This is a genomic window from Lysinibacillus sp. FJAT-14745 (assembly GCF_001275675.1).
Lineage (GTDB): Bacteria > Bacillota > Bacilli > Bacillales_A > Planococcaceae > Lysinibacillus.
This window is the reverse complement of the sequence record NZ_LITM01000001.1, coordinates 172,499-197,884: the sequence shown is the minus strand read 5'-3', so window position 1 is coordinate 197,884 and position 25,386 is coordinate 172,499. Positions and strand designations below refer to the sequence as shown.

The following is a 25,386-nucleotide window of genomic DNA, read 5'->3' as shown; positions in this document are numbered from 1 at the left end:
CACTCCTTATCCTTATTATAAAGCTAATAAGGAGCGTCTGACTAATAGATAGCTATGAACATATTCCTTATTCTTTTTTACTCGAACAATGGCATAATTTTGTTCAAACAATGTCGTTAAAATAGTACGTACTTTATAACGCCAGTCCTCTGCAAGCCTAGGACTCTCCACTTTCATCTTTTGTAAAAATTGAGGAACGGGCAATAAATAGGCGTCCTTATCATATAATTGCTCGCGCTGAAATTCACCATCAATATCGAGCACTGGTAAGCCATCTACCGTTAAAGACCACGGTACAATTTCTTCAGCTCCTTCTTCCAGTTCATCCAAGGAATCCTCCACTCGATCGCTTTCAATCCACCATTCTACAACAATTCGATCTGAAGGTAACCCATCGTTAAAATCATCCTTGAGCGGACCATAATAATCATTTTCATACTGAAAACTAAAGGCATTGAGCTTCAAAAATGATAAATTAGCCATACATACTTCTAGCGGATCAAATAGCCAAATCACAAGCTGAAACCCATGTTCTTTTGCATATTCCTGTTGGGCATGCTTTAATAATTCACCTACACCTTGTTCACGATATGTTTTCTCCACACCAATCATGTGTGAGTGTAAATACATTTTTCCATGTCGATAACCAACAAAGCAGTAGTTAAAGCCAATCAGCTTTTCATCTAAATACGCCCCAAGGACTAATCCACCATTTTGTACAGCCGCTAACAATTGATGCGAGGGAATAGCCTGACTCCCCCAAATACTTTCGTTCAAAATTTGTACTTCTGCAATCTCTGTAGGTGCCATTATATTTTGAATACGCACTCTCTCTAACATTATGCTGATCCCTCCTTTGTATCCCCCGACTCTAATGCTAACAATACCGCTCTTGTAAGAATTTCAACCCCCGTCACAAGCCTCGCCTGCTTAAATTTCATCTTCGGATGATGTAGGCCTGGTGTTACCCCACAGCCTAAACCTAACATCGTAGATTTTAAATGCGGGCGTTGAACAGCATAGTGATGAAAATCTTCGCCTCCAGGTGTATGAATTGGCTTTCTTAAATTCGACAACCCCGTCGCTTGCACGATCGCCTGCTCCATAATATATTGAGCAGTTGGATCTACCTCAGCAGCTACTATATTTGCTACTGTACGTAATTCAATCTGCACTTTATGCAAAATCTTAGAAGAGTCAATAACCCTTTTTACTCCCTGTGCAAGTGCACCCATTACATCATTTTGTTGAGCTCGTATATCAATGGTGAACGATGCACTTCCAGGAATAATATTGCCGGATTCTCCTCCTGCATGGAATTTTGTCATCTTAATTGATACAGGAATCATTGGGTCTGTATGAAGCGTTCTTAAATCTTCGATAATAGTCGCTCCTACTTCAATGGCGTTTACGCCGAGATGCGGTCTAGCAGCATGGGCATCTTCTCCAATGATTTCCCCCTCAAGTAATCGAGAGGCTCCATGATGCAACGCGGCACAATATGTACCGTCTTCAAGCTCATGGACCGGTCTTACATGGACACCAAATAAAAAGTCTAAATCATCAATGATTCCTTCTTTTAAAACTGATAAAGCACCTGTTCCTTTTTCTTCAGCCGGTTGAAAAATCACACGAATTGTACCGTTGAATGATGGAGCAAGCTCTTTCAAAAGTAATAGAGTACCGATTGCCATCGTCATATGACCGTCATGGCCACAGGAGTGATTCGCACGAAATTCACCATCTACTTCCTGCCATAACGCATCCATGTCCGTACGCAAACCGACTTTAGGACTACCATTTCCTACGTCAACATAAAGCCCTGTACTGTTTTTAAAGCGTATTGGTGAAAAACCTTCACGTGTTAATAAATCAACAATATAATTTGTTGTTTCTACCTCATCCCAGCTTATTTCTGGATGCGCGTGCAAATACGTGAAAATCTCCATTAATCTTGGTCTCAAACGACTCAAAGCTTCCTTCATAGCATCTAGCTCCTTAAATTTTCATACTATTAAGATTATTATAAATGAAAATGAAAACTTTTCTACATAGAAACGTCCCGCATTCAGCAAATTAACTGCATGTTACAGCTTTTCACTTTCAGATTGGAGATAATTTTCATATCGAAGCATAAGAACTAGGTTGGTTGAATAACCACCTCTTATTCATTTTTATTGATTAGAAAGATGCTGATTTCCGCTAAATGCTACATCGAGCTAAAAATATGCATATAATAAGTAAAGGATCAGACTTATCCTCAAAAGTTTGGGATAACATTTGTTAAAGCATAATAGTTGATTGGAGTGGAGGCTGGGCGACTCCTCGGGGATCAGCGAATAGAGGAACGAAGGCTAAAATCATCACATCCTGTGATAACGCCTTCGTGACCAACATCGTGTTGGCCCGAGACCCTGCAGCGCAGCGAAGCGGCTCATCGGACGCCCCCAGGAAGCTCTGCTCTGCGCGAAAGCGAAGCGTCAGCGGCAAAGCGCCCAGCCGGAATGGAAATCAACCACACGTTATGTGAAAAGTATCAACAAAATATCTCTTAATACAAAAAAATGCAAGTACAGTTATTTGAATAACTGTACTTGCATCTTTTGATTAATTAATACCTCGCATTGCTTTTGAAATAATTGGCGAAAGTACTAATATTATAATCCCTAATACAATGGATAATGCGCCTAAGAAACCGAAGTATGTGAATTCACTTACAACTTCATAGACTTTTACAAGTTGTGCGTTGATCGCTTGCGCTGCTGCACTTGTTAAGAACCACAGTGACATTGTTTGTGCAGCAAAAGCCTTTGGAGCCAATTTTGTAGTTGCTGATAAACCTACTGGCGATAATAATAACTCCCCAACTACAACTAAAAAGAATGATAATACTAACCACCATGGACTTACTAAATCTGTACCACCAGATAAATACGCTGGAAGCATCATCACTATGAATGACAATCCTGCAAAGAATAATGCATAAGAAAATTTACGTGGTGTAGATGGTTGTTTATCTCCCCACTTCAACCATAACGTAGCAAATAACGGAGCCATCGTAACGACGAATAAAGGGTTTAACGATTGGAACCAAGAAGATTCAATATGGAAACCACCAATATCTAATTGTGTACGTTTATCTGCAAACGTTGCTAAAATAGTTGCCCCTTGTTCTTGGATTGCCCAAAACATTACAGCCGATATAAACAAAGGAATATAAGCAAGCAAACGAGACTTCTCATCCTTCGTTGTTTTCTCACTGCGATACATATAAATAAAGAACACCGTCGGAATTAAAACACCTAGTGTCGTAATAATTAAACTAAAAACATTCATTGTTAGTACGCCTGTTTTGATACCAATTGCCCCAACAATAATAATAAGTAAAGCTATAATCCCAAATCGTGTAAAGACTTTTTTACGTTCTTCAGGTAATAACGGGTTGTTTACCTGTAACCCTGCTATCCCTAAATATTTTTTTTCTGTTAATTTATAAATAATTAAACCAATAAACATTCCGATCCCCGCTAGACCAAAGCCTAGGTGGAAATTATACTTTTGTCCAATTGTTCCGACAATTAAAGGTGCAAGGAATGATCCCATATTAATACCCATGTAGAAAATTGAAAAACCTGCATCACGGCGACTATCTGTTTCAGCATAAATATCTCCGACAACGCTTGAAATGTTCGGTTTTAATAAGCCTGTCCCAATAACAATAAAGGCCATTGAAACAAATAACATGCTCACGCCGCCAGGTAACGCTAGCAGTAAATGACCAAACATAATGAACACGCCACCATAGAAAATGGTTCTACGTGTACCTAGTATTCGGTCAGCAATCCAACCACCGAGAATCCCTGACATGTAAACCATTGATCCGTAGATAGCCATAATTGAGTTCGCTGTTCCACGATCTAGGCCTAAACCGCCTTCATTCAATTCATAATACATAAAGAAAATCAGAATTGCTCGCATACCGTAGTACGAGAAACGTTCCCAAAATTCAGTGAAAAATAATGTAAAGAGCCCTTTAGGGTGTCCGACAAAGCCATTTTGAGGGACGGATTTTACAATTTCATCTTTAGTAGACATAAAAATATCCTCTCCCGATTTCATTATTCAATAAAAATATTATTCCCCATTAGTAATGGAAAAAAACTTTGTTTCATCATACTAAAGCGTTTTCAAGAGTTTTTCAAGAGTTTTAAAAAATGTTAGAAATTTATTACTTTTCTCTAAATTCAGATTGATTTTACTTTAATTATACCAAACCCATTGATATTCCTAAGTTTTCTTACTATTTAATATCCACTAAATTATTAACCACCATTAAATTATTCTAAAATATTTTATAATCGGATTATTTACTTTTTTATAAATAAGCTAATATTATCCAAAATTTCATTCACAGTGGTATAAATTCGCTTTTTCGATTACAAAAAAGCACGCTAGAAACACGAAGTGCTTCTAGCATGCCCTTAAAACAATGCTGTGATCGATTATTTAATTACATATTGTTGGAATTTTGCATAATCCGCTTCTTTTATCTCTATTGTTAGCAATGTACCATTTTCTTCGTATGCTGTTTCATGGACAGAGGCATATTCATTTAAATAAGAAACGATATTTCCCTGTTCATACGGAATAAGCATTTTACATGTTACATAATTAGAGAAAATATGCTGACGTATCATTTGCAATAATTCCTCTAATCCAATCCCCTGCTTCGCTGAAATCCAAATATTATCACCGCTTATAACAGGGTAAGGAACGTTTGCTATATCCGCTTTATTATACACATAAATTGTCGGAATCCCTTCAACGCCAACTGCCTTGAGCGTTTCATTTGTTACTTCCATCATAAAGCCGTGCTCAGAATTGGAAACATCTACAACATGGAGTAATAAGTCGGCATCTCGAGCCTCTTCCAATGTTGAGCGGAATGCCTTCACTAAATGATGCGGTAATTTGCTAACGAAACCAACTGTATCTGTTAATAAGAATGTCTTTTTATCAGGTAATTCTATTTGACGGACAGATGTTTCAAGTGTAGCAAAAAGCATATCCTTCTCAAACACTTGTTTATGATCTTCCTGCCCTATTTTCGTAAGTAACTGATTCATAATCGTTGACTTACCAGCATTCGTATAGCCAACAATAGAAACGACAGGAACAGCATTTTTGCGTCGTTGTTTACGCTGCGTCTCTCGTTGCTCCTTTACAAGCTCTAGCTCCTTCTTTATTTTCGAAATCTGATCCTCAATTTTTCGACGGTCAAGCTCAAGCTTTGTCTCACCAGCACCACGGTTTTTAAAGCCACCTCCTGTGCCACCACCTTGACGGCTGAGAGATGCATGCAAGCCGACTAAGCGAGGTAGCATATATTGTAATTGTGCTAACTCGACTTGCATCTGTGCTTCACGTGTTTTAGCGCGACGTCCAAAAATATCCAAAATCAACATCGTTCTATCAATAACTTTCGTCTCTAAATCACGCTCTAAATTACGAATTTGTGAAGGTGATAATTCATCATTAAAAATCACTAAATTTGCTTGTGCTTCATCATAAAAGTTTTTTATTTCTTCAATTTTTCCAGTACCAACATAATGAGATGGCGTAATGCGCTCTAAATTTTGTGTGACAATGCCGGCAACTTCAACATTTAAAGCTTCAGCTAAATTTTTTAGCTCCTCAATTGAATACTCGAAATGCTCATCATTCCGTAAATTTACGCCAACTAAAATAGCTTTTTCCAACAATATATCTACTTCTTTAATTCTATCCATCCACAAACCTCCCACCAAGCCTTGGTGCTATTACGACAAATTTTCTTCATCTTACCATATAATGCCCTAATTCGTGTTGTTTAACTTCTTTCAGCAGGTATCCAAACACCGCTGAAAGAAGTTAAAGCCTCCGGCGGATGTTAACTCTTATCTTTAATAATATATATATTGTAAAAAATGCGCCTTCTATGCAAAAGGCGCACTTCATTTATTTATTTACGTTCTTCTCTTAATAATACTTCAGTGCGACTGAATTCTTCTTCTATATCTTTATTCGGTTTATATGTCAAAATGCTGACAATAACCGCAACGATTAAGCATACTAAGAAGCCTGGAACAATCTCATATAATGTATCAGATAAGAACTTTATTTTTCCCCAAACAAAGGCAGTTGCTGCACCTGCTACCATCCCACTGAGCGCTCCGTAATTCGTTAATTTTCTCCAATATAGAGACAGCAATATTACAGGACCGAACGCTGCACCGAAGCCAGCCCAAGCAAAGCCCACTAAGTCTAAAATAGTACTATCTGGATTCCATGCTAAAATACCTCCGACAATAGCTACAACTAAAACAGCGACACGGCCAATAAAGACATAATGCTTATCATCAGCTGTTTTATTAAATAAAGCTTTGTAAATGTCTTCTACAAGCGCTGATGAAGTAACAATTAATTGCGATGAAATTGTACTCATTACTGCGGCTAAAATAGCAGCTAGCATTATACCTGCAATAAATGGATGGAATAAAATTTGGCCAAGAACAATAAATACTGTCTCAGAGTCCTTTAACTCTCCTGCATTTTGCTCAAAATAAGCCACACCTACTAAAGCGGTCGCAATCGCTCCGAATAAGCTTAACATCATCCAGCCAATACCGATACGACGAGCCTGCTTTGTTTCCTTTACAGAGCTAATAGCCATAAAGCGTACGATAATATGTGGTTGTCCAAAATAACCTAGTCCCCATGCAAGTGATGAAATAATTACTGCAGCAGTTGCATTTGAAGATAATAAGCTTAGGTGTTCAGGATTTACAGCTTTAATGGATGCTATTGTGTCTCCAATTCCACCTGTTAAAAACAATCCGAATAATGGTACAGTTATAAGTGCTAAAAACATAATAAGTCCCTGTAAAAAGTCTGTATAACTAACCGCTAAAAACCCTCCAAATAATGTGTACGCCACAACAACAGCAGATACAATTAATAAACCAGTATGGTATTCATAGCCAAATGAGCTCTCAAAAAACTTGCCCCCTGCAACCATTCCTGAAGAAACATAAAATGTAAAGAAGATTAAAATAATTATACCTGACGCAATTCTTATTAGCTTAGTGTTGTCACGTAAACGATTATCTAAATAACTCGGGATAGTAATTGAGTCATTAGAAACTTGCGTATATACACGCAACCTCGGTGCTACCAATAGCCAATTCAAATATGCGCCAATTGTTAAACCAATAGCAATCCAAGCTTTGGAAAGTCCAGCTAAATAGATCGCACCTGGTAAACCCATTAACAGCCAGCCAGACATATCTGCTGCACCTGCGCTTAGCGCTGTAACAGCAGGGCCTAGCGAACGCCCACCGAGCATGTAATCCGTTAAATTTGATGTTTTAACAAATGCATACCAACCGATTCCTAGCATGGCGATCATATAAATAATAATCGCAAGTAATTGATACATGTTTTCAGACATCTTTCTCCCCCTATTTCCCCTTTTGTCTTTTTAATCAAATAACTTAAACCCCCGCATTCATCTCACCACCTATAGAGGTGAGAGACTTCTCGCCGAAAGAAGTTAAATGTCTCTATAAATAAAAGTACCACAAACATACAAGATAACCTATAATTATTCAAAGCATGAACTCAGAAATTTATACTAGCATCGCACTTCATAAAGTGTGTTAAACTAGTGCCATCTATAACACGATAAAGTAGGCGAAATATATGACATTTGAAGAAATGAAAGCTCAGCTTATGGAGCGTATTTTACAGCAACAACTCGTTACCGCTACGATCAGTCAACCACGTATGAAATCAAACGAAGTTAAACGTATAAAGCTAAAGCCTTTATTACTAAAGGATGCTTACCATATCCAAATTGAATATCAATTTGAACGTATTTTAAAACATGAAAATATTCTATTAGAACATTTCCCTGAGAAGCTAGAAGCATTTTTTAACGATTACCGTCAAGCGCATGTTGATTTTATTGATGAAAAAATACAAGTACAGCTATCAAAAAAGAACAAAGTACTATGGAAATCCGATAAATCCTCCGCACCAAAGCAAGTCAATTTAACACATAATCGCAAGAAAAACTATTTACTGGCAGAGGATCAGCCATACCCATTTTTAATTCGTCTTGGCGTACAAACAGAAGAAGGAAAAATAAAAAAACAAAAATACGATAAATTTAAACAAATCAACCGCTTCATCGAATTTATTGATGATGCATTAGCCTATTTGCCACAGGATCGACAGGTTCGTATTTTAGATTTTGGTTCAGGCAAATCCTATTTAACATTCGCCCTATATCATTATTTAAAAATCGAAAAAGGCTTAGACATTCGTGTCACTGGTTTGGATTTAAAAAAGGAAGTTATTGAAGAATGCTCACGAATTGCACAGGATTTAGGCTATGAGCATCTCGAATTTCTAGTAGGAGATATTAATGATTATAATGAGGAGTCTGCAGTAGACATGGTGGTGACGCTACACGCTTGTGATGTTGCTACTGATATGGCATTAGCCCGCGCTGTAAAATGGGGAGCAAGCGTTATTTTAAGTGTCCCTTGTTGCCAACATGAGCTAAATCGCCAGCTTAACACACCAGCACTGGATATTATGCTTCAACACGGTCTCGTACGCGAACGTTTTGCAGCGCTTGCAACGGATGCAATCCGAGCAGAAATTTTATCACTTGTTGGCTATGAGGCACAATTGCTAGAGTTTATAGATATGGAAAATACACCAAAAAACATTTTAATACGAGCCTATCATACAGGTAAAAAGCCAAGCTCTGAACAGCGCGCTAGCTACGATGCCTTTTTAAAGTTACTAAATGCCAAGCCGTTTTTAGCGAATGAGTTACAGGCTTACCTATAAAATCCGCGGTATTTGTGAGCGAAGCGCGGGTATTCATGCTCCTTCTGCTGGTATTTCATGGTGATGTGCGGGTATTCGCTCTCCTTCCGTGGGTATTTCATGGTGATGCGCGGGTATTCGCTCTCCTTCCGCGGGTATTTCATGGTGATGCGCGGGTATTTGTCATCCTTCCGCGGGTATTTCATGGTGTTGCGCCGGTATTCGCTCTCCTTCCGCGGGTATTTCATGGTGATGCGCGGGTATTCATGCTCCTTCTGCGGGTATTTCATGGTGATGTGCGGGTATTCGCTCTCCTTCCGCGGGTATTTCTGAATTTGCTTAATCAAATTAAAAGAGCGGTTCAATAAACTTCTGAACCGCCCTTTCTATTATAATTCTTGTCTTAATGCTTGAATAACATCAATTTTTGTGGCCTTACGTGCTGGACGATAGCCTGAAACCATCGCTACCCCAATACTAATCGCTGATGCAATAAGCACGAGCTGCCAAGGAATAAGGGAAAATGTAATTTCATTTCTACTAAATGCATCTTCACCTGTTGCTGCTTTTAGAATTAAAGGCAATGCAGCATTTGCTACAAAGCTAATAACATATGAAATAGCTACAGCTATCAAAGTACCAATAACACCAATGAACGTACTTTCCATTAAGAACAATCGTTGAATTAGTTTTGGACTTGCTCCGATTGCCTTTAAAACACCAATTTCACGAGTACGCTCTGTAACAGCCATTGTCATTGTATTGAAAATGCCAATTGAGGCGATCAAGACAGCAATTGTTCCTACAAATATTAAGCCAATTTTTAACACTAGGAAAAATACATTCATTTGATCCAATTGTTCAGTAATTGAATAAACGCTATAACCTTTGTCTTTTAGTTTGTCTAATATCGGCTTTACATTTTCCATGCTATCAGCAAAAATATTAAACTCCGAATAAAACATGTCATCCTCTTTAACAGTACCTGTTGCTGCTAAATTTGTAGCTAGCACTGGCTTTTGCTCTGTGTCCATATAAATGGAGTTATTGATCATCCAATCATAAGAGGGCTTCTTCATAACACCGACAATCGTATATTTCTTTTTCTCTGTCTCTTTTGCCCCTTCAGTACGTGGCATTAATGATAATTCGATCTCTTTACCAATTAATGAGTCCTTATAACCTTCCTCACTACCATTATAAAACGTGCCTTCTAATTCAGCTTTTTTACTCTTTTCTTCAATGATTTTACGCTCAGCATCATTGACTAATGTTTGAGCAAAATGATAACCTACAACGATTTCATTTGGCTTTGTTGGATACTTTCCTTCCGCAAGCTTGCCATTGACTTGCTCAAAATCATGCATATTAGCAACATATAAATCAGATTGTGTATCACGACTCTCCAAAAATGAATGTGCGGATGCATTGACAGTAATCGTTTCGAGTACTGTTTCCACATGTTCTATATTTTTTATTTCATGGATTTGTTCCTCTGTAAATTGATCATTACCATGCACTTGAATTTTCGTAACTTTTTCATCCGATAATATTTCATTACGTATGGAATCCTGAAGCCCAAACCCAACTGATGCGAGGACAATCAAAAATGCACAACCCATTGTTGCCGCTAGTACTGTCATAAACACACGTAATTTATTTTTCTTTATATGTTGTGTAACAAAATCTAATTGATCTTTAAATAACATGTTACTCTTCCTCCTTTACAAGTTCCCCATCGTACATGCGGAAACGTCGATGAGCTATTGTTGCTACTTCCTCGTCGTGAGTAATGATGACAAATGTTAAACCAAGCTCACGGTTTAGACTTTGAATGAGCAGCAATATATCTTGCTCCGTTTCCGAGTCAAGACTTCCTGTCGGCTCGTCTGCCAACAAAATAGGAGGATTTGTAATTAAGGCTCTTGCAATACTAACACGCTGTTGCTGACCACCCGATAATTCATTTGGGTAATGGTCAGCCACCTCCGTTAAACCAACCTTGTCCATTAATTTTTTTACCTTTTCTGTACGCTCAGCTTTCTTGATACCTTGCAACTTCAAAGGTAGTTCAATGTTTTCAAACGCTGTTAAACCTGGCATCAGTTGAAAATTTTGAAAGATAAATCCGAACTGTTGCAAGCGAAAAGCTGCACTTTCTGCTTCCGTGAAATGAGCTATTTCCTTTCCGTTTACCTTAATAGACCCTTGTTCTGATTTCATAAATCCAGCCAATATTTGTAATAAGGTCGATTTACCGGATCCACTTTTCCCGACAATTGCTACTATCTCTCCTTTTTTCACCTCAAAGTTAACACCTTTTAATACCGGAACCTGTTTTTCCTTGCCTTTCTTTCCAATTAAAAATGTATGTTGTAAGTTCTCGACTTGAATCATTTTTAAATAAACGCCCCTTTTCCATTCTTTAGATTCATCACCATAACGGATCAACTTATATACAAGGCATGTATTTTAATAAATGTCATGCCAAACTTATGGTTATGAGCTCTGCCTTCTCCATTGTAAGCAAGAATTCTTAATAAAGTTGAAGGATAAAAATGAAGATATTCTTAAGAAAATGGAAAACTATTAACAAAACAATTTCTTTACATTCTCTTTACAATTCATTTCGAAACTTTATTCAAAATTTTATGTCCAAATAGTATCTTTTTGTATTAAACAGAGGGGAATTTCTTTACAAAACCTATCTTTAAGGCATTTTTCTGTATTAATAAAAACAAACACAGCGATACCTTTATTATTTTGTGAACAAATTGTATATTACAGAATTGTAAAGTTTACTGTAGAATAGAAGAATTTTATGTAGATAAATTAAAGATTTTGTTATGATAGTAAAGTTTAGAGGCCAATTTATTTTATCCAGGAGGATTCGATTTACATGCTTAACTCAAAAAAACAAGACCCTTTCTTTATAGCTTTGCATAAAATTGCTGAGAATATGAGAGAGGCCGTACATTACGCAAATGATTTTCGTATTAACAGTGTAGCTGACCTAAAAGAGATTAGCATTACTATGAAAAATTACGAAACAGCTGGTGATAAGCTTATTCATGAACTAATCGTGATGCTAAACAAATCATTTATGACGCCTATCGAACGTGAAGACATTTTAGAATTTGCCATTCGTATGGACGACGTATTAGATGGTACGGAGCATTGTATCGCTCATTTTGAAATGTTCTCTCTAACTGAAGTCGACGAGTCAATGCGTATTTTCTTAGGCTATATTTCAAAAAGTGCTGATGAAATTGTTAAAGCAACAGAAGAGTTAAAGAAAAAGAATCTTATTGGCATGCGCCCACACGCAATTCTTATTAAAGATTATGAGCGTGAATGTGATGAAGTTCAACGTTCGTCTATTAAACAACTATTTTTAAATGAAAAAGATCCAATTCGACTTATTAAATATAAAGATATATATGAACAACTTGAAGATATCGCTGATCATTGCCAAAACGTTGCAAATACAATGGAAACAATTATCATGCGTAACGCGTAATTAGGAGATGGGCACTTACAATGAACACAATCATTATTCTAACCGTACTGGTCGTTATCTTTGCCCTAACATTTGACTTTATCAATGGCTTCCATGATACAGCAAATGCTATCGCAACTTCAGTTTCCACTAGAGCATTGAAACCTCGCGTAGCTATCTTGATGGCAGCGACGATGAACTTTATCGGAGCTATTACTTTCGTCGGTGTTGCAAAGGCTCTAACTAAGGATATTGTAGATCCATTTGCTTTAAATGCCTTTCAAGGAGACACGACAGGCTCAGTCGTTATTTTAGCAGCATTAATTTCGGCTATTATTTGGAACTTACTAACATGGTATTTCGGTATTCCATCGAGTTCTTCACACACTCTGATTGGGTCCATTGCTGGTGCAGCAGTTGCATCTGCTGGCTTCGGAGTTCTAAACTATGGCGGTTTTACTAAAATCATCATGGCCCTAGTATTATCACCAATCCTTGCGATTTGCGCTGGCTTTATTATGATGACGCTGTTTAAATTATGGTTTAAAAACTTAAATTTATATCGTACGAATAAAGGTTTCCGTACGTTGCAAATTTTCACTGCCGCCATTCAATCTTTTACACACGGTACAAACGATGCACAAAAGGCAATGGGGATTATGACCATGGCGTTAATCGCTGGTGGTTTGCATACAGGAGATGAAATTCCTTTTTGGATACGAGCTGCAGCAGCAACTGCAATGGGGCTTGGTACCTCTATTGGTGGCTATAAAATTATTAAAACAGTCGGCGGTAAAATCATGAAAATCCGTCCTGTAAACGGAGTTGCAGCAGATTTAGCTTCTGCATCCATTATCTTCGGTGCTACATTAATTCACCTACCAGTATCAACAACACATGTTATTTCTTCCTCTATCATGGGCGTCGGCTCTGCACAGCGTGTTCGTGGTGTAAACTGGGGAATGGCGCGTAAAATCGTCACTACTTGGGTTATTACAATGCCCATTTCAGCAGTTATGGCAGCTATTGTTTACTTTTTGTTATCCCTATTCTTTTAATTTGATTGCATACTAAGACTCCTGTTCCTTGTTGGACAGGAGTCTTTACATTGTCACACGACAAAATGCGACACATCCTTTACACTATTTTAAAAGGAGGATCGTACCTACTATGAAAAGTTTTTCAACTTTTATAACAACCCACGTTAAAGCTATCGTAGCTTTATGGTTCGTAATTTTTATTTCCATGGCTATATTCGCCATACAACTTCCAAGTAAGCTTCATGGAGACGGTTTCTTCGTTAAAGGAGATCATACTTACGTAACAAATGAACTAGCAAAAACCTTTGATTTGCCTTCTGATACAATTTTGGTCGTCTTCAATCCAGCTGACGATAAAAAAATTCAAGAAACTTTAAAAAAGTTAAAAAAAATAAAGGAGATTCATTCCATCCAGTCACCGCTTGATGATCCCTCTTTGCAAAAAAATGGTATAGCTTATGCCATGGTTCATATTAAAAATAATGTTGATCACCTACCCGATGTTGTGAAAGACATCCGTTCATTAATAGAAAATGACGGTGTGAGCATTACAGGCGGTCCTGTTATTTCAGCAGACATCAATACAGCAAGTCAAAAGGATTTAGCATCAGCGGAAGCAATAGGCTTACCAATCGCTATCATAGTGCTATTACTTGCTTTCGGTACTGTCGTAGCGTCAATCTTACCTATCATTATCGGCGTTGTTACTGTTGTAACTGCGTTTGGAATTTTGACTTTGTTTAGCGGTAATGTCAATTTATCGATTTTTGTGTTAAATATAGTACCAATGCTTGGACTTGCATTAAGCATTGATTTTGCCTTGTTGTTTATAAACCGCTATCGTGAAGAACGTGCCCATTCATCCATTGTACAGGCTATTCAGACGGCTATACAGACAGCTGGCCGTTCTATCATCTTTTCTGCAGTTTGTGTCATGATCGGTTTAGGTGCGATGATTGTCATCGACGTTGAAATTTTTCACAATATCGCTTTAGGAGGCACAATTGTTGTATTAATTGCAGTACTTTCTGGCTTAACCTTGCTACCTGCAACGATGATGCTATTAGGAGATCGCCTAAATAAATGGCGTTTATTACGTGTAAAGCCTGGTGGAGCAAATCGTTGGCGTGGTTTTGCCGGCTTTGTCATGAAGCATCCAGTGACCATCATTATTGTGGCTTTATTATTACTAGGTATTGGTATGATGCCATTGAAGGATATTAAACTTACAATTCCTCAGGTGGATTCATTACCGACAAAATATGATGCACGTACAGCTTATGATCAATTAGACAAAACGTTTGGACTTAGTGATACCTCAACTTTATATTTACTAGCAGAGCGTAAGGAAGGTTGGGAAGATAGTGAGGCAAGAGAGCTTATTTACAATATTCAAGAAAAATTACTTGATGACCCTCTAGTGAGTCATGTATCAACCATTTATACGACGGCTAACATTAAGTCTCCTGAGGAACTGACGGCTTCTTTGAAAATTCCTCAAGTGGCAGAACAATTAAAGCCAGTTTTAAATACGTTTTCAAAGGACACACAACTCTTTATCCCAATTACATTGGATGCAGCCGGATCATCAACTACTGCTCAACAATTCGCACGGACATGGAAAGATAAAGATTTAGGTGTCGACTTCGCTCTCGGAGGTCATGCGAAATTCAATCAAGAAATTTTTGATGAAATCTCTAGTAAAATTTTCTTGGCTGTAGCCATTATTATCGTTTCAACGTTCTTTATTTTAATGCTCGCTTTCCGCTCTATTTTAATCCCACTGAAAGCGATTATTATGAATATCATTGGACTTTCATCGGCCTTCGGTATTCTCGTCTATATTTTCCAATACGGGCATTTGGGTATTGAAGCAGGTACAATCGTCCTTATAATCCCAGTAATTGTATTTTGTCTTGTATTCGGCTTAAGTATGGACTATGAAGTCTTTTTAATATCACGTATTCAAGAGGAATATCAAAAAGGGGCGGATAATACACGTGCCACGATTGATGGTCTTACCTCTACAAGCCGTATCATTACGTCAGCAGCGCTTATTATGATTGTTATAACAGGGGCATTCGCTTTTACTGATGTGATGCCTGTGAAGCAAATTGGGGTTGGTATAGCTATTGCAGTTGCCATCGATGCAACGATTATTCGTCTCATGCTCGTTCCAAGTCTTATGAAGCTCTTAGGGGATTGGAATTGGTGGCTACCTTTCGCAAAGAAGCAAAAATAAAAGAATCCGCAACCTTCTGTGAACTCTCCCTCACAAAGGTTGCGGATTTTTTCTTATTTTGAATAAATACGGTCGTACCATTCTTTTGCTGCTCCTACCTCAGGCATTGTAAGCTGATGGCCATAATTAAACCACACAGTTGTCACATCTGCCCCCGCTGACGTTAAAAGCGCCTCTAAGTCTTCAGATTCCTGAGCGGTACACATGGGATCATTCGTTCCAGCACCGATAAAGACAGGGATCGAAGAAAGTCTAGGCAATTCAATATCACGTCTAGGCACCATTGGATGATGCAGTATTGCACCTGCTAGAGCATCCTCATAATGGAATAATAGGCTAGCAGCAATATTCGCGCCATTAGAGTAGCCGATAGCAACAACTCGATTTCGGTCAAAGCCATACTGCTGTGCTGCCTCTAATAAAAAGTCATTTAATTCCTTCGTACGGAAAATTAAATCCTCTATATCAAAAACACCTTCCGCTAATCGACGGAAAAAGCGCGGCATACCATTTTCAAGTACATTTCCACGGACACTTAAAATACTTGCTGTATCATCAATTTCCTTTGCAAGACCCATTAAGCTTTGTTCATTTCCACCTGTACCATGTAACAGTAAAAGAGTTGGTTTTATTTCATTTGTTCCTTTATGAAAAACGTGCTGCATTTACAGTCCACCTCTCAATTATCTTGAATTCGAGATAATTGTAGCCTGTGGCAAAATTAAATTCAAGCTCTTTGACTTATTAATTTCTCGATTTTCTAGATTTGGCTGTTCCTTATGGTTTTTGTAAAAATTCGTAATCGAAAATACTGAAAATAAACATACCGCTATAACAACAACAATAACTATTCCCACTATTTTTTTCCCATTCATTTGTTATGATCCCCCGTATTACTTATTTCTTTTTACGAAAGCCCTCTTCTAGTAAATATTCTTTCGCAGCATCATATGTGCCAAAGGCTTCCTCTAAATTTTCACCATGATAAACATTCCAAGAACGTTGCTCACAAGCTAGCATTAATTGAATACCTTCACGATTTTGCCACATCTCTTCGATTGGCCCTTGCTCCTCTTCTTCTTCCGATAAATATTGAATGGCATCTTCAATAATCACACGAAGCTGTTGTTCATCGTAGTCGCGAATATTCACTAGGCCTTTATCGTTTGCTTCTTCCTCATAGCGCAATAAGTCACCAACAAAGACAAAGCCGTTACCATTTGGGTGTAGCTTTTCCACAACAATTGTCTTTTCATAAAGACTATCCATAAAATGATAATTCAAGCGTTTTAATGAAATTTCCTTTTTTGTAAGTCCAGGGAATGATTCAATGATGTTTTGTTTTTGTTCAAATGTTAGCATATAAAAATGCTCCTTTTCTATTCAATCTACCTTACAGTATAACTTATTTTTCCTGTTATATCGAAGTAAAATAGGTAGTACTAAAGGTAAAGTTTGATGTCCATAACGTGTAGGTTGATTTCCGTTCCGGCGCTTTCCTGGGGGCGTCCATTCTCCATCAACTTATTCACATAGCATACGCTTTAAAAAATAATAACCCTAACTTTTGATGATGAGACAAAAATAGTAGTATATTTACGAAAGCCAGAGCCTAATAATTAACTAATATAAAAGGTGAAAAAATCCACTTAAAACTCCCTGCGGATAAAGCAAGAGCACACCGATGCGGCTCATACCTTTATACACAGAAAGAGAAGCGGATTTTACCTTTTACAATTATACTAAAATTCTTATGATGAGCTTTTTCAGACACCCCTCACAAATTATTGTCTTTTATTAAACATTTTATCTTTTACAAACTGAATAACATGGGCAACGTATAGTTCGCGGTAAGGGACAAATTGTGCTGTACTTACTGGGCGCACAACTTTCGCTCGTTGACCATCTGGGAAATATTCATAGCCTTCAATATTCAGAGTAGCTGTTTCTCCTAAAAAGAATGCCTCTGCCTCATCAAGTTTTGCTCGAACGACCCCTGACACTTCCTCATACTGCAGTTCAAATGATTCCCAATCATGCTTGAATGGATATATAAAAACATGGCAAAATTCATTATCTATCATGTTTTCCGAAACGATGCTACAAGATGTCATGCCCATTTTAACAAATTCGTGTACGTTGACATCGAGTCCTAGCTCTTCCTTCACTTCACGAATTCCTGATTCTACTGTCTCTTCGGCTAATAGATGCCCCGCCGCTGTAATATCAAGCAAGCCAGGGTAGTCCTTTTTTTGTGCACTACGGATTTGGAAATAGATATAGTCCTCATTAACTAGCCAACAGTGGAATGTTTCATGCCATAGTCCTTTTTCATGTACCTCTGCTCTCGTTGCTGTCCCAATCTGTTCATGCTGTTCATTAAAAACTTTCACAATTTCTTGTTCCATTTTTCCGACTCCTATACTGACTTCGTAACCTTTTTCTTAATCACGTTACGTTCATCATAAATATTGGATACGATCACTTTTAATACTGCATAAAATGGTACAGCAATGATAATTCCGATGAAGCCTGCAATATTACCTGCTGCTAAAATAACTGTAATAACAGTTAACGGATGTATATCGAGAGTTTTCCCCATTACATTAGGAGTTATAAAGTTACTATCAATTTGCTGCGCCACGAGTGTGACAACAGATACCCATATGACTAACACTGGATCCTGAACAATAGCCACAATCAGTGCTGGGGTAAAGGCGATCCATGGTCCAATAAACGGAATCATATTCATAAAGAACGCGAATATAACAAGTAGCAACGAATAGTCTAGATCTATAATTAAATACCCGACATACATAATGAGTGCTAGTAAAAAACTAATTTGCAGCTGCCCTTGAATATAGTTACGTAAAACACTATCAATTTCACTTAACGTTTTTTTCACCCATTCACGACGTTCACCACTAAAATATTTATAAACTGACGGCGCAAATTTTTCATGATCCTTCAACATAAAAATAAAGAAAAATGGAATTAAAATAGCTAATAAAGAAACTGATACAACTGATTGTAAAAACGATACTAATCCCTTACTTGCCACAACGGCAAAATGCTGCGCAGAATTTGCCATATTGTCGATAAAATCTTTCAACTGTGGCGGGAAGTTATCCTTGTTTTTAAACACATAATCAGCTGCGTCCTGAATACTAGCACTAATCATTGGTATATTTTTCACTAAATTATTTACCTGTACTGAAATCGGATTACCCACGATCCAACCAAAGCCACCAACAAGCGCTATTAGTCCAATGACTATCGTTAATATACTTGCCCATCTCGGAAATTCAAGCTTCTTCTCTAAAAACCTTTGAATCGGCTCCGTAACATAATACAAAACACCGCCAAGCAACAAAGGTACAAAAATAGCCTTTAAAATAATAACAAGGGGCGAAAAAATCCATTGAATCTCTATAAAATATTTAATGACTAGTAGAGCAAGTAAAACCCCTACGCCTACTTGAAACCAAACCTTCCTCGTCACTTTCTTCACTTCCTTTTATCACAGATACTGTAAATACTACTTATATATTAACCATTTCGCAAGTATTCTATTATTTATTGTCAAAACAAAAGAGTTTTTGAAATTTAAAAAATTCACAACCCTCCTACGGGCAATCCCGCAAGCCCCTCAAATGCTATAGCATCTGAGAAAGCTCGGACGGATTGCTTCCCACAGGAGTGTCGCGAATTTTCACTAATATTGCATAACGTAGTAGTCTATAATTTTGTATCGTCTACTGAATTTAAGTAATCTTCAATATCACCAATGACCGATTCAACACAGCCGTCCTCAAACGGTGAAATTAAGCCTGCTTCTTTTACAAGCTTCGTAAAGGACATAGAACCGCCTAAACCACATAAATGAGTATAGTCCTTCCAGGCAGCTTCAAATTCTTCACGTGAACGTTTCCAGAATTGGAATGCACAAATTTGTGCTAACGTGTAATCAATATAATAGAACGGACTTGCATAAATATGCGCTTGACGTTGCCATATACCGCCTGCTTCTAGATAGCTATTATGATCATAGTCACGGTGTGGTAAATATGTCTCCTCAATTTTTTTCCACGCAGCTTTACGTTCAGCTGGTGTCATATTCGGATTTTCATAAATCACATGCTGGAACTCATCAACTGCAACACCGTAAGGAAGGAATAACAAGCCACTACTTAAGTGAGCGAATTTATATTTTTCTGTGTCTTCCTTAAAGAATAGCTCCATCCATGGCCATGTGAAAAATTCCATACTCATCGAATGAATTTCACAAGATTCATATGTTGGCCATAAATATTCTGGGATGCCGATGTTACGACTTGAATAGACTTGGAAAGCATGCCCAGCTTCATGTGTTAACACATCGATATCACCAGAAGTACCATTAAAGTTCGAGAAGATAAATGGTGAGTGATAGTTTTCAATAAATGTACAATAACCACCACTCTCTTTACCTTTCTTCGCCACTAAGTCCATTAAATCATGGTCAATCATAAAATTGAAGAATTCACCAGTCTCAGGTGATAGCTCTTCATACATTTTTTTACCGTTCGCAACAATCCATTCCGGATCGCCTTTTGGTGTAGCATTTCCTGATAAAAAGTTCAATGCTTCATCATAGAACTTAAGATCAGCAATACCAATACGCTTTGCTTGACGTTCATATAATTTTGTGGAAATTGGTACGATTAAATCACGAACTTGGTCACGGAATTTCTTTACCATATCTGCATTATAATCAATGCGATTCATTCGAATATAACCTAGCTCAACATAGTTTTTATAGCCTAATTTAGTAGCGATTTCATGGCGCACCTTGACAAGCTCATCATAAAGTCGATCAAATTCATCTTCATGGTCAGCAAAAAAGCCAAAGCGTGCATCTGTTGCCGCCTTACGCATTGCACGATCAGTAGACTCCGCATATGGTCCAAGCTGTGCAAGTGTTAATGTTTCACCATTAAAGTCAATTTGCGCAGAAGCAACTAGTTTATTGTATTCTGAAACAAGCTTATTCTCCTTTTGCATTAAATCAATGACTATTGGTGAAAAGCCTTTAATTTGATAAGTTGCTAAATCAAATAATTGCTGACCCCATTTTTCTTCTAACTGCTCACGGAATGGTGAAGCAATTAGTGCTTTATAATATTCTGTTGTTACATCTTCTAGCTCAGGGCTTACCTCGTCGAAATAATCGCGTTCTGCATGATAAAATTCATCATTCGTATCAATCGAAGCACGAATGTACACTAAGTTCGCCATTGTAGCGTAGTCATTACTCAATCCATTTAATTTCTCAATTATGTCACTTTGCCCGTCCATCGTTTGAGCATTTTTAAATTGGTCAATTAAGGATAATTGTTGCTCTTTCATTGCCTCGATATTCGGACGGCTGTATTCATAGTCTTTAAACGTTTTCATAGAAATCCCCTCTTCCTGTCATATACCCCGTTATATTTCTATTATATGCCAAATCTATCTTATTAAGAAACAATTTAATAGCCAATTATATATGTTTTTAATAATGCTGCCCTTTCACGTAGATTTAACTTTATTTCCACTGATTTTGGCGTTTTTGCCGCAACGACATCTACTTCAAAACCTAAAGACTCAGCTAAATATTTTGCACGCTTTAAATGAAAATCATTAGAGAGAATCGTGATTTTCTTAGTTCCTTTAGGCAAAAGTTCTTTAGAAAATAGTAAGTTCTCATAAGTTGAAGTAGATTGGTCTTCCACTAATATTCTATTAGTATCAATGCCATTGTCCTGTAAATATTTAAGCATGACAGAAGCCTCTGTCCGATCTTCATCTCCCCCTTTTCCACCTGACACAATTACGTTCACATGCGGATACTTTTTCAAATACTTTACAGCCTCTTCTAATCTATTTTTCAAAGAAAGCGATGGAACTCCACCCGGATTTACCTTCGCTCCCAGGATGATCATGTTTGTAGCTGTTCCATTTGCAGCCGGCTGGACACCTTGTTTCATCTCCTCGCCGAGCCAAATATAAACAACACTACAAATACCAAGTAGTATAACCCCTAATCTTATTACCCATTTTTTCACGATTGATCCCCCCTTACCTTTTATTAACGTTTAGACAAAAAAAAGGATGCTGTACTGGAATTATGTACAAACATCCTTGATTGATTATCTTAATATAAAGCGCTTAATAGATTCCTGTAACGCTGTTATTTCATCTGTTAAATCATTGGAAGATTCACTTACAAGCTGAATGGCACGCTGCTGTTCATCAACGGATGCCGTTACTTCCTCTGATGCAGCAGCATTTTTCTCACTAATCATTGCAATACTTTCGATAGATTGCATAATGTAATCCTTTGAACTATTCAAATATTCTACTCCTGCAGTCATTTCCCCAATAACTGAAATAATTTTCTCTACGGACGATTCAATTTCCTTGAAGGATGACTCTGTTATGGCAACCGAATCATTTTGCTGACGAACAATAACGTTTGTTTTCTTCATTTCATCGTTCACTAAATTCGTTTCACTTTCAATTCCCTTTAAGGTTGTACGAACTAGCTCAGTTGCTACAGATGTTTGATCCGCTAGCTTACGTACCTCCTCAGCAACAACTGCAAAGCCCTTGCCATGCTCACCAGCTCTAGCTGCCTCTATTGATGCATTCAATGCGAGTAGATTCGTCTGATCAGAAATCTCGGTAATGGTACCAACAATACCTTCAATTTCTCTCACTTTCACAATTAAGCTATTAAATACAGCATGAACATTATTAATCAATTCTGAAGACTCATGTGATTTCTCTTTTAAGCCATTTAAATTTATTAGTCCCTCTTGATTTGATCGCTTCATATGTTGAGACGCATCAAGCATTACTTCATTTTTGTCATGCAATACTTCAATCTGCTGTGCAAAATCGATGGCAGTTCTATTCGTATCCTCAGCATCTGAAGCTTGCTTTACTGCGCCGTCTGAGACCTCATTTATCGCTTTTACTATTTCATCTCCATAAGCGTTTGTTTCCTCTGCCACAGATGTTAAATTTGCAGATGTCGATTGAATTTCTACAATAGCTTCATCTACATCTGTAATTAATGTTTTCAGTTGATCAACCATTTCATTAAAGCCTTCATTTAACTGACCAATCTCATCCGAGCGTTGTAGATTTTCAATTTCTACAGTTAAATTCCCCTTCGCTACCTCACGTACGCGTTTAGATAATTTTTGCACTGGTAAAGCCAAATGTCTAGAAACCATTATGACAACTACTGTACCAATAATGATAGCACCTAGTAATGTAATACCGATAACGAGTAATAATGAATTAGCTTCTTTATTAAAGTCTTGCATATATGTACCCGATGCAACGATCCATCCCCAATTAGGGTCCTTTGCAGAATAAATGATTTTTGGAGCTAATACATCTTGACCAGGTAGCGCAAACTCATATTGTGTAAATCCTCCACCAGCAAGTGCTTTTTCGATTACTTCCCGAATAAAGTAATTGCCGCTACTATCTTTGTCGTTCCAAAGGCTATCCCCTTCTCGAGTCGGATGGGTTGTTAATGTTCCTTTATCATCTAAAACATATATATAACCATTCTTCCCTAAGTCTCCAGGATAATTAATTGGCCTCTTTCCTTCACTATCCTTTGGCCCTAGAAGTGCCTCCCGCACCCGTTCCTGTGCAACTTCCAAAGGAACGTCGCCCCTTTTAACACTCTCATTTGCAAGCTCGATTAATTGCAAAGTAGATTGAACACTATTTTTGATAACTTGTTCGCCTATATTCTCCATACCTTTTTTCGCTTTACTATAACTAACCAAACCTATAACTAAACTAGGAATAATTAATAATGCTAATGAAATGATAATTAGTTTCCCCTGGATTGAACGTGAAAACTTCATGCTTTAGCCCCCTTTTTCTCTTCATTAACCATGACTATTAATCTATATTATGTTATGATTTTAAACTTTTCACAATGGGTAAAACGTAATTTAAGTATTAATTATTCTCCTTTTTACCCAAATATACTTCATCACCATAACGTGGGGGGATTTCCGTTCCGGCTGAGCGCTTTCCTTGTGGTGTCATGGCAACTACTCCAATCAGCTTATACATAGAATGTGCCCTAATAAAAAAAACCAGTAGCTTTATTTGCTACTGGTTTCATATGTTTATATTATTCGCCTAAATCTGCATTATGATAAACGTTTTGAACATCTTCTAAATCTTCTAATGCATCAATTAATTTTTCAAATTTCGCAATGTCGTCACCAGTTAATGCTACTTCTGTTTGTGGCAGCATTGAAAGCTCTGCTACTGTAAATTCTTGAATGCCAGCTGCTTTTAGTGCTTCTTGTGCAGCAAAGAATTGGTCTGGCTCTGCATAAATAATGACAGCCTCATCTTCTTCTAGAATATCACGAGCATCAATATCTGCTTCCATTAAAATTTCAAGAACTTCATCTGCTGATTTACCTTCTAAACCGATAACCGCTGTTGAATCAAACATGTAGGCAACAGATCCACTGACACCCATGTTCCCATTATTTTTACCAAATGCAGCACGTACATCAGAAGCAGTACGATTAACATTATTTGTTAAAGCATCAACGATTAACATAGTACCAGCTGGACCGAAACCTTCATAACGTAATTCGTCGAAGTTTTCATCGCCGCCACCCTTCGCTTTATCAATTGCTTTTTCAATAATATGTTTAGGAACACTGTATGTTTTTGCTCGTTCAAGAACAACTTTAAGGGCACGGTTTGACTCAGGATCTGGTTCGCCTGATTTAGCTGCCACATAAATTTCACGTCCGAATTTTGCATTCACACGACTTGTGCTTTGGTCTTTAGACGCTTTCTTTTCTTTAATATTGTTCCACTTACGACCCATTGTTTCCACTCTCTTTCAATATATAAGTTTATAAAAATCATAGATGCGCAGCTGCACATCTGTAAATGGTAATTAAATACGTATCGTATCTTTACTCTGCAAATAATAACATAAATGATGCTTGTAAAGCTAGATATGCCAATGTTTAAGGTTACTTTATTAAGCATTAATTGTAAAAAAATGTTGCATCACCAAAAGTTGTGGATGCCATTTGTCTCATCGGACGCCCCAAGTCGGAACGGAAACAACAACAGTGATAATCCCAAAATATTGTTTCACTTAGAGCCACTTTACAATTGGTTTTCTACTTTGATTTTTTCTAATAGTGCATGACAGCCTTCTAAAGCTAGATCATAGGTTTCTTGAAAATCTCCTGTATAGTATGGATCAGGCACGTCTTTTCGATGGTCCGTTAAATCTAAAAAGCGAAAAATCTTTGGAGAATCAGGATTGCCAAGCATCGTTCGAATATTACGTATATTGCTTTCATCCATACCAATAATATAATTAAAATTTCCAAAGTCGACCTTTTGTAATTGTCGTCCTTGCATCCCTTCCGTTGAGATGCCGTATTCTTTTAGCTTATTTTGTGTACCTCTGTGAGGAGGTTCACCAATATGCCAAGAGCTAGTTGCAGCCGAATCCACTTCAATTTTATTACTCAAGTCCTCTTTCTCTACTAAATCACGCATGACCGCTTCAGCCATTGGCGAGCGACAAATATTACCTAAACATACAAAAAGCACTCGAATCATATTTATGTCCTCCTACAATCAATTTCGCCTTAGTAATTGCGTCCGGATTTTGAATTGTGCAA

General features: G+C 37.5%; 21 protein-coding genes. 4 read left to right on the top strand and 17 right to left on the bottom strand.

All coding sequences use genetic code 11. The features are described 5' to 3' along the window. Positions 1-15: 15 nt before the first annotated feature. The 5 genes from AMS59_RS01015 to putP all read right to left on the bottom strand — a co-directional run bounded on the left by AMS59_RS01015 (position 16) and on the right by putP (position 7,489). Positions 16-840, bottom strand: a complete 825-nt coding sequence (locus AMS59_RS01015) for a GNAT family N-acetyltransferase (RefSeq protein ID WP_053481907.1) — start codon at positions 838-840, stop codon at positions 16-18. Further along, on the bottom strand, positions 840-1,985 hold the full coding sequence (locus tag AMS59_RS01010; RefSeq protein WP_053481906.1) for a M20 peptidase aminoacylase family protein: 1,146 nt from the start codon (positions 1,983-1,985) through the stop codon (positions 840-842). Before AMS59_RS01010 ends, AMS59_RS01015 begins: the two co-directional genes overlap by 1 nt. 622 nt (positions 1,986-2,607) lie before the next feature. Then, on the bottom strand, positions 2,608-4,095 hold the full coding sequence (locus tag AMS59_RS01005) for a peptide MFS transporter (protein WP_053481905.1): 1,488 nt from the start codon (positions 4,093-4,095) through the stop codon (positions 2,608-2,610). Positions 4,096-4,502: 407 nt separating this feature from the next. Next, complete coding sequence (gene hflX / locus AMS59_RS01000) at positions 4,503-5,789, bottom strand: GTPase HflX (protein WP_053481904.1); 1,287 nt, start codon at positions 5,787-5,789, stop codon at positions 4,503-4,505. A 212-nt stretch (positions 5,790-6,001) separates the two neighbouring features. Continuing rightward, positions 6,002-7,489, bottom strand: coding sequence for a sodium/proline symporter PutP (putP, locus tag AMS59_RS00995; RefSeq protein ID WP_053481903.1), 1,488 nt, complete (start codon positions 7,487-7,489; stop codon positions 6,002-6,004). Between the two features lie 251 nt (positions 7,490-7,740). Here putP and AMS59_RS00990 point away from each other — a divergent pair, with 251 nt between their 5' ends. Further along, positions 7,741-8,901: an SAM-dependent methyltransferase gene (locus AMS59_RS00990; RefSeq protein WP_053481902.1), complete on the top strand. Its 1,161-nt coding sequence runs from the start codon at positions 7,741-7,743 to the stop codon at positions 8,899-8,901. Here AMS59_RS00990 and AMS59_RS24700 read toward each other — a convergent pair. The 3 genes from AMS59_RS24700 to AMS59_RS00975 are packed head-to-tail and all read right to left on the bottom strand — an operon-like array spanning position 8,892 to position 11,277. Continuing rightward, complete coding sequence (locus AMS59_RS24700; protein ID WP_234007650.1) at positions 8,892-9,245, bottom strand: hypothetical protein; 354 nt, start codon at positions 9,243-9,245, stop codon at positions 8,892-8,894. The two genes, AMS59_RS00990 and AMS59_RS24700, sit on opposite strands and share 10 nt — an antisense overlap. Before the next feature lie 24 nt (positions 9,246-9,269). Further along, complete coding sequence (locus AMS59_RS00980) at positions 9,270-10,589, bottom strand: ABC transporter permease (protein ID WP_053481900.1); 1,320 nt, start codon at positions 10,587-10,589, stop codon at positions 9,270-9,272. A gap of 1 nt (position 10,590) precedes the next feature. Further along, positions 10,591-11,277: an ABC transporter ATP-binding protein gene (locus AMS59_RS00975; RefSeq protein ID WP_053481899.1), complete on the bottom strand. Its 687-nt coding sequence runs from the start codon at positions 11,275-11,277 to the stop codon at positions 10,591-10,593. 502 nt (positions 11,278-11,779) lie between these two features. On the opposite strand from AMS59_RS00975, the gene AMS59_RS00970 reads away from it, so the two are divergent. From AMS59_RS00970 to AMS59_RS00960, 3 genes are all read left to right on the top strand, one after another. Further along, positions 11,780-12,400, top strand: a complete 621-nt coding sequence (locus tag AMS59_RS00970; RefSeq protein WP_053481898.1) for a DUF47 domain-containing protein — start codon at positions 11,780-11,782, stop codon at positions 12,398-12,400. 20 nt (positions 12,401-12,420) lie between these two features. After that, positions 12,421-13,437 carry an inorganic phosphate transporter gene (locus tag AMS59_RS00965; RefSeq protein WP_053481897.1) on the top strand — a complete coding sequence of 339 codons (1,017 nt, stop codon included), beginning with the start codon at positions 12,421-12,423 and terminating at the stop codon, positions 13,435-13,437. Between the two features lie 112 nt (positions 13,438-13,549). Continuing rightward, positions 13,550-15,661, top strand: coding sequence for an MMPL family transporter (locus AMS59_RS00960; protein ID WP_053481896.1), 2,112 nt, complete (start codon positions 13,550-13,552; stop codon positions 15,659-15,661). A gap of 53 nt (positions 15,662-15,714) precedes the next feature. Here AMS59_RS00960 and AMS59_RS00955 read toward each other — a convergent pair whose 3' ends face one another. The 9 genes from AMS59_RS00955 to AMS59_RS00910 all read right to left on the bottom strand — a co-directional run bounded on the left by AMS59_RS00955 (position 15,715) and on the right by AMS59_RS00910 (position 25,324). Continuing rightward, positions 15,715-16,326: an alpha/beta hydrolase gene (locus AMS59_RS00955; RefSeq protein WP_053481895.1), complete on the bottom strand. Its 612-nt coding sequence runs from the start codon at positions 16,324-16,326 to the stop codon at positions 15,715-15,717. 232 nt (positions 16,327-16,558) lie between these two features. Then, positions 16,559-17,023 (bottom strand): hypothetical protein, encoded by a 465-nt coding sequence (locus AMS59_RS00945; protein WP_053481893.1) that lies wholly within the window; start codon positions 17,021-17,023, stop codon positions 16,559-16,561. 422 nt (positions 17,024-17,445) lie between these two features. After that, positions 17,446-18,069, bottom strand: coding sequence for an NUDIX domain-containing protein (locus AMS59_RS00940; protein ID WP_053481892.1), 624 nt, complete (start codon positions 18,067-18,069; stop codon positions 17,446-17,448). An 11-nt stretch (positions 18,070-18,080) separates the two neighbouring features. Further along, a complete protein-coding gene (locus AMS59_RS00935; RefSeq protein WP_053481891.1) occupies positions 18,081-19,163 on the bottom strand; it encodes an AI-2E family transporter in 1,083 nt (360 codons plus the stop codon). A gap of 236 nt (positions 19,164-19,399) precedes the next feature. After that, complete coding sequence (locus AMS59_RS00930; protein WP_053481890.1) at positions 19,400-21,097, bottom strand: M3 family oligoendopeptidase; 1,698 nt, start codon at positions 21,095-21,097, stop codon at positions 19,400-19,402. A gap of 74 nt (positions 21,098-21,171) precedes the next feature. Next, positions 21,172-21,747 (bottom strand): YdcF family protein, encoded by a 576-nt coding sequence (locus tag AMS59_RS00925; RefSeq protein ID WP_053481889.1) that lies wholly within the window; start codon positions 21,745-21,747, stop codon positions 21,172-21,174. Positions 21,748-21,831: 84 nt separating this feature from the next. After that, entirely contained in the window at positions 21,832-23,574 is a 1,743-nt protein-coding gene (locus AMS59_RS00920; RefSeq protein ID WP_053481888.1) for a methyl-accepting chemotaxis protein, read from the bottom strand. Between the two features lie 275 nt (positions 23,575-23,849). Next, a complete protein-coding gene (locus tag AMS59_RS00915) occupies positions 23,850-24,569 on the bottom strand; it encodes a YebC/PmpR family DNA-binding transcriptional regulator (RefSeq protein WP_053481887.1) in 720 nt (239 codons plus the stop codon). 290 nt (positions 24,570-24,859) lie between these two features. Then, entirely contained in the window at positions 24,860-25,324 is a 465-nt protein-coding gene (locus AMS59_RS00910; protein WP_053481886.1) for a low molecular weight protein-tyrosine-phosphatase, read from the bottom strand. Positions 25,325-25,386 lie beyond the last annotated feature (62 nt).

Coding starts and splice junctions, on each gene's coding strand:
- AMS59_RS01015 (WP_053481907.1), bottom strand. CDS start 840: ATGTTAGAGAGAGTGCGTATTCAAAATATAATGGCACCTACAGAGATT.
- AMS59_RS01010 (WP_053481906.1), bottom strand. CDS start 1,985: ATGAAGGAAGCTTTGAGTCGTTTGAGACCAAGATTAATGGAGATTTTC.
- AMS59_RS01005 (WP_053481905.1), bottom strand. CDS start 4,095: ATGTCTACTAAAGATGAAATTGTAAAATCCGTCCCTCAAAATGGCTTT.
- hflX (WP_053481904.1), bottom strand. CDS start 5,789: ATGGATAGAATTAAAGAAGTAGATATATTGTTGGAAAAAGCTATTTTA.
- putP (WP_053481903.1), bottom strand. CDS start 7,489: ATGTCTGAAAACATGTATCAATTACTTGCGATTATTATTTATATGATC.
- AMS59_RS00990 (WP_053481902.1), top strand. CDS start 7,741: ATGACATTTGAAGAAATGAAAGCTCAGCTTATGGAGCGTATTTTACAG.
- AMS59_RS00980 (WP_053481900.1), bottom strand. CDS start 10,589: ATGTTATTTAAAGATCAATTAGATTTTGTTACACAACATATAAAGAAA.
- AMS59_RS00975 (WP_053481899.1), bottom strand. CDS start 11,277: ATGATTCAAGTCGAGAACTTACAACATACATTTTTAATTGGAAAGAAA.
- AMS59_RS00970 (WP_053481898.1), top strand. CDS start 11,780: ATGCTTAACTCAAAAAAACAAGACCCTTTCTTTATAGCTTTGCATAAA.
- AMS59_RS00965 (WP_053481897.1), top strand. CDS start 12,421: ATGAACACAATCATTATTCTAACCGTACTGGTCGTTATCTTTGCCCTA.
- AMS59_RS00960 (WP_053481896.1), top strand. CDS start 13,550: ATGAAAAGTTTTTCAACTTTTATAACAACCCACGTTAAAGCTATCGTA.
- AMS59_RS00955 (WP_053481895.1), bottom strand. CDS start 16,326: ATGCAGCACGTTTTTCATAAAGGAACAAATGAAATAAAACCAACTCTT.
- AMS59_RS00945 (WP_053481893.1), bottom strand. CDS start 17,023: ATGCTAACATTTGAACAAAAACAAAACATCATTGAATCATTCCCTGGA.
- AMS59_RS00940 (WP_053481892.1), bottom strand. CDS start 18,069: ATGGAACAAGAAATTGTGAAAGTTTTTAATGAACAGCATGAACAGATT.
- AMS59_RS00930 (WP_053481890.1), bottom strand. CDS start 21,097: ATGAAAACGTTTAAAGACTATGAATACAGCCGTCCGAATATCGAGGCA.
- AMS59_RS00920 (WP_053481888.1), bottom strand. CDS start 23,574: ATGAAGTTTTCACGTTCAATCCAGGGGAAACTAATTATCATTTCATTA.
- AMS59_RS00915 (WP_053481887.1), bottom strand. CDS start 24,569: ATGGGTCGTAAGTGGAACAATATTAAAGAAAAGAAAGCGTCTAAAGAC.
- AMS59_RS00910 (WP_053481886.1), bottom strand. CDS start 25,324: ATGATTCGAGTGCTTTTTGTATGTTTAGGTAATATTTGTCGCTCGCCA.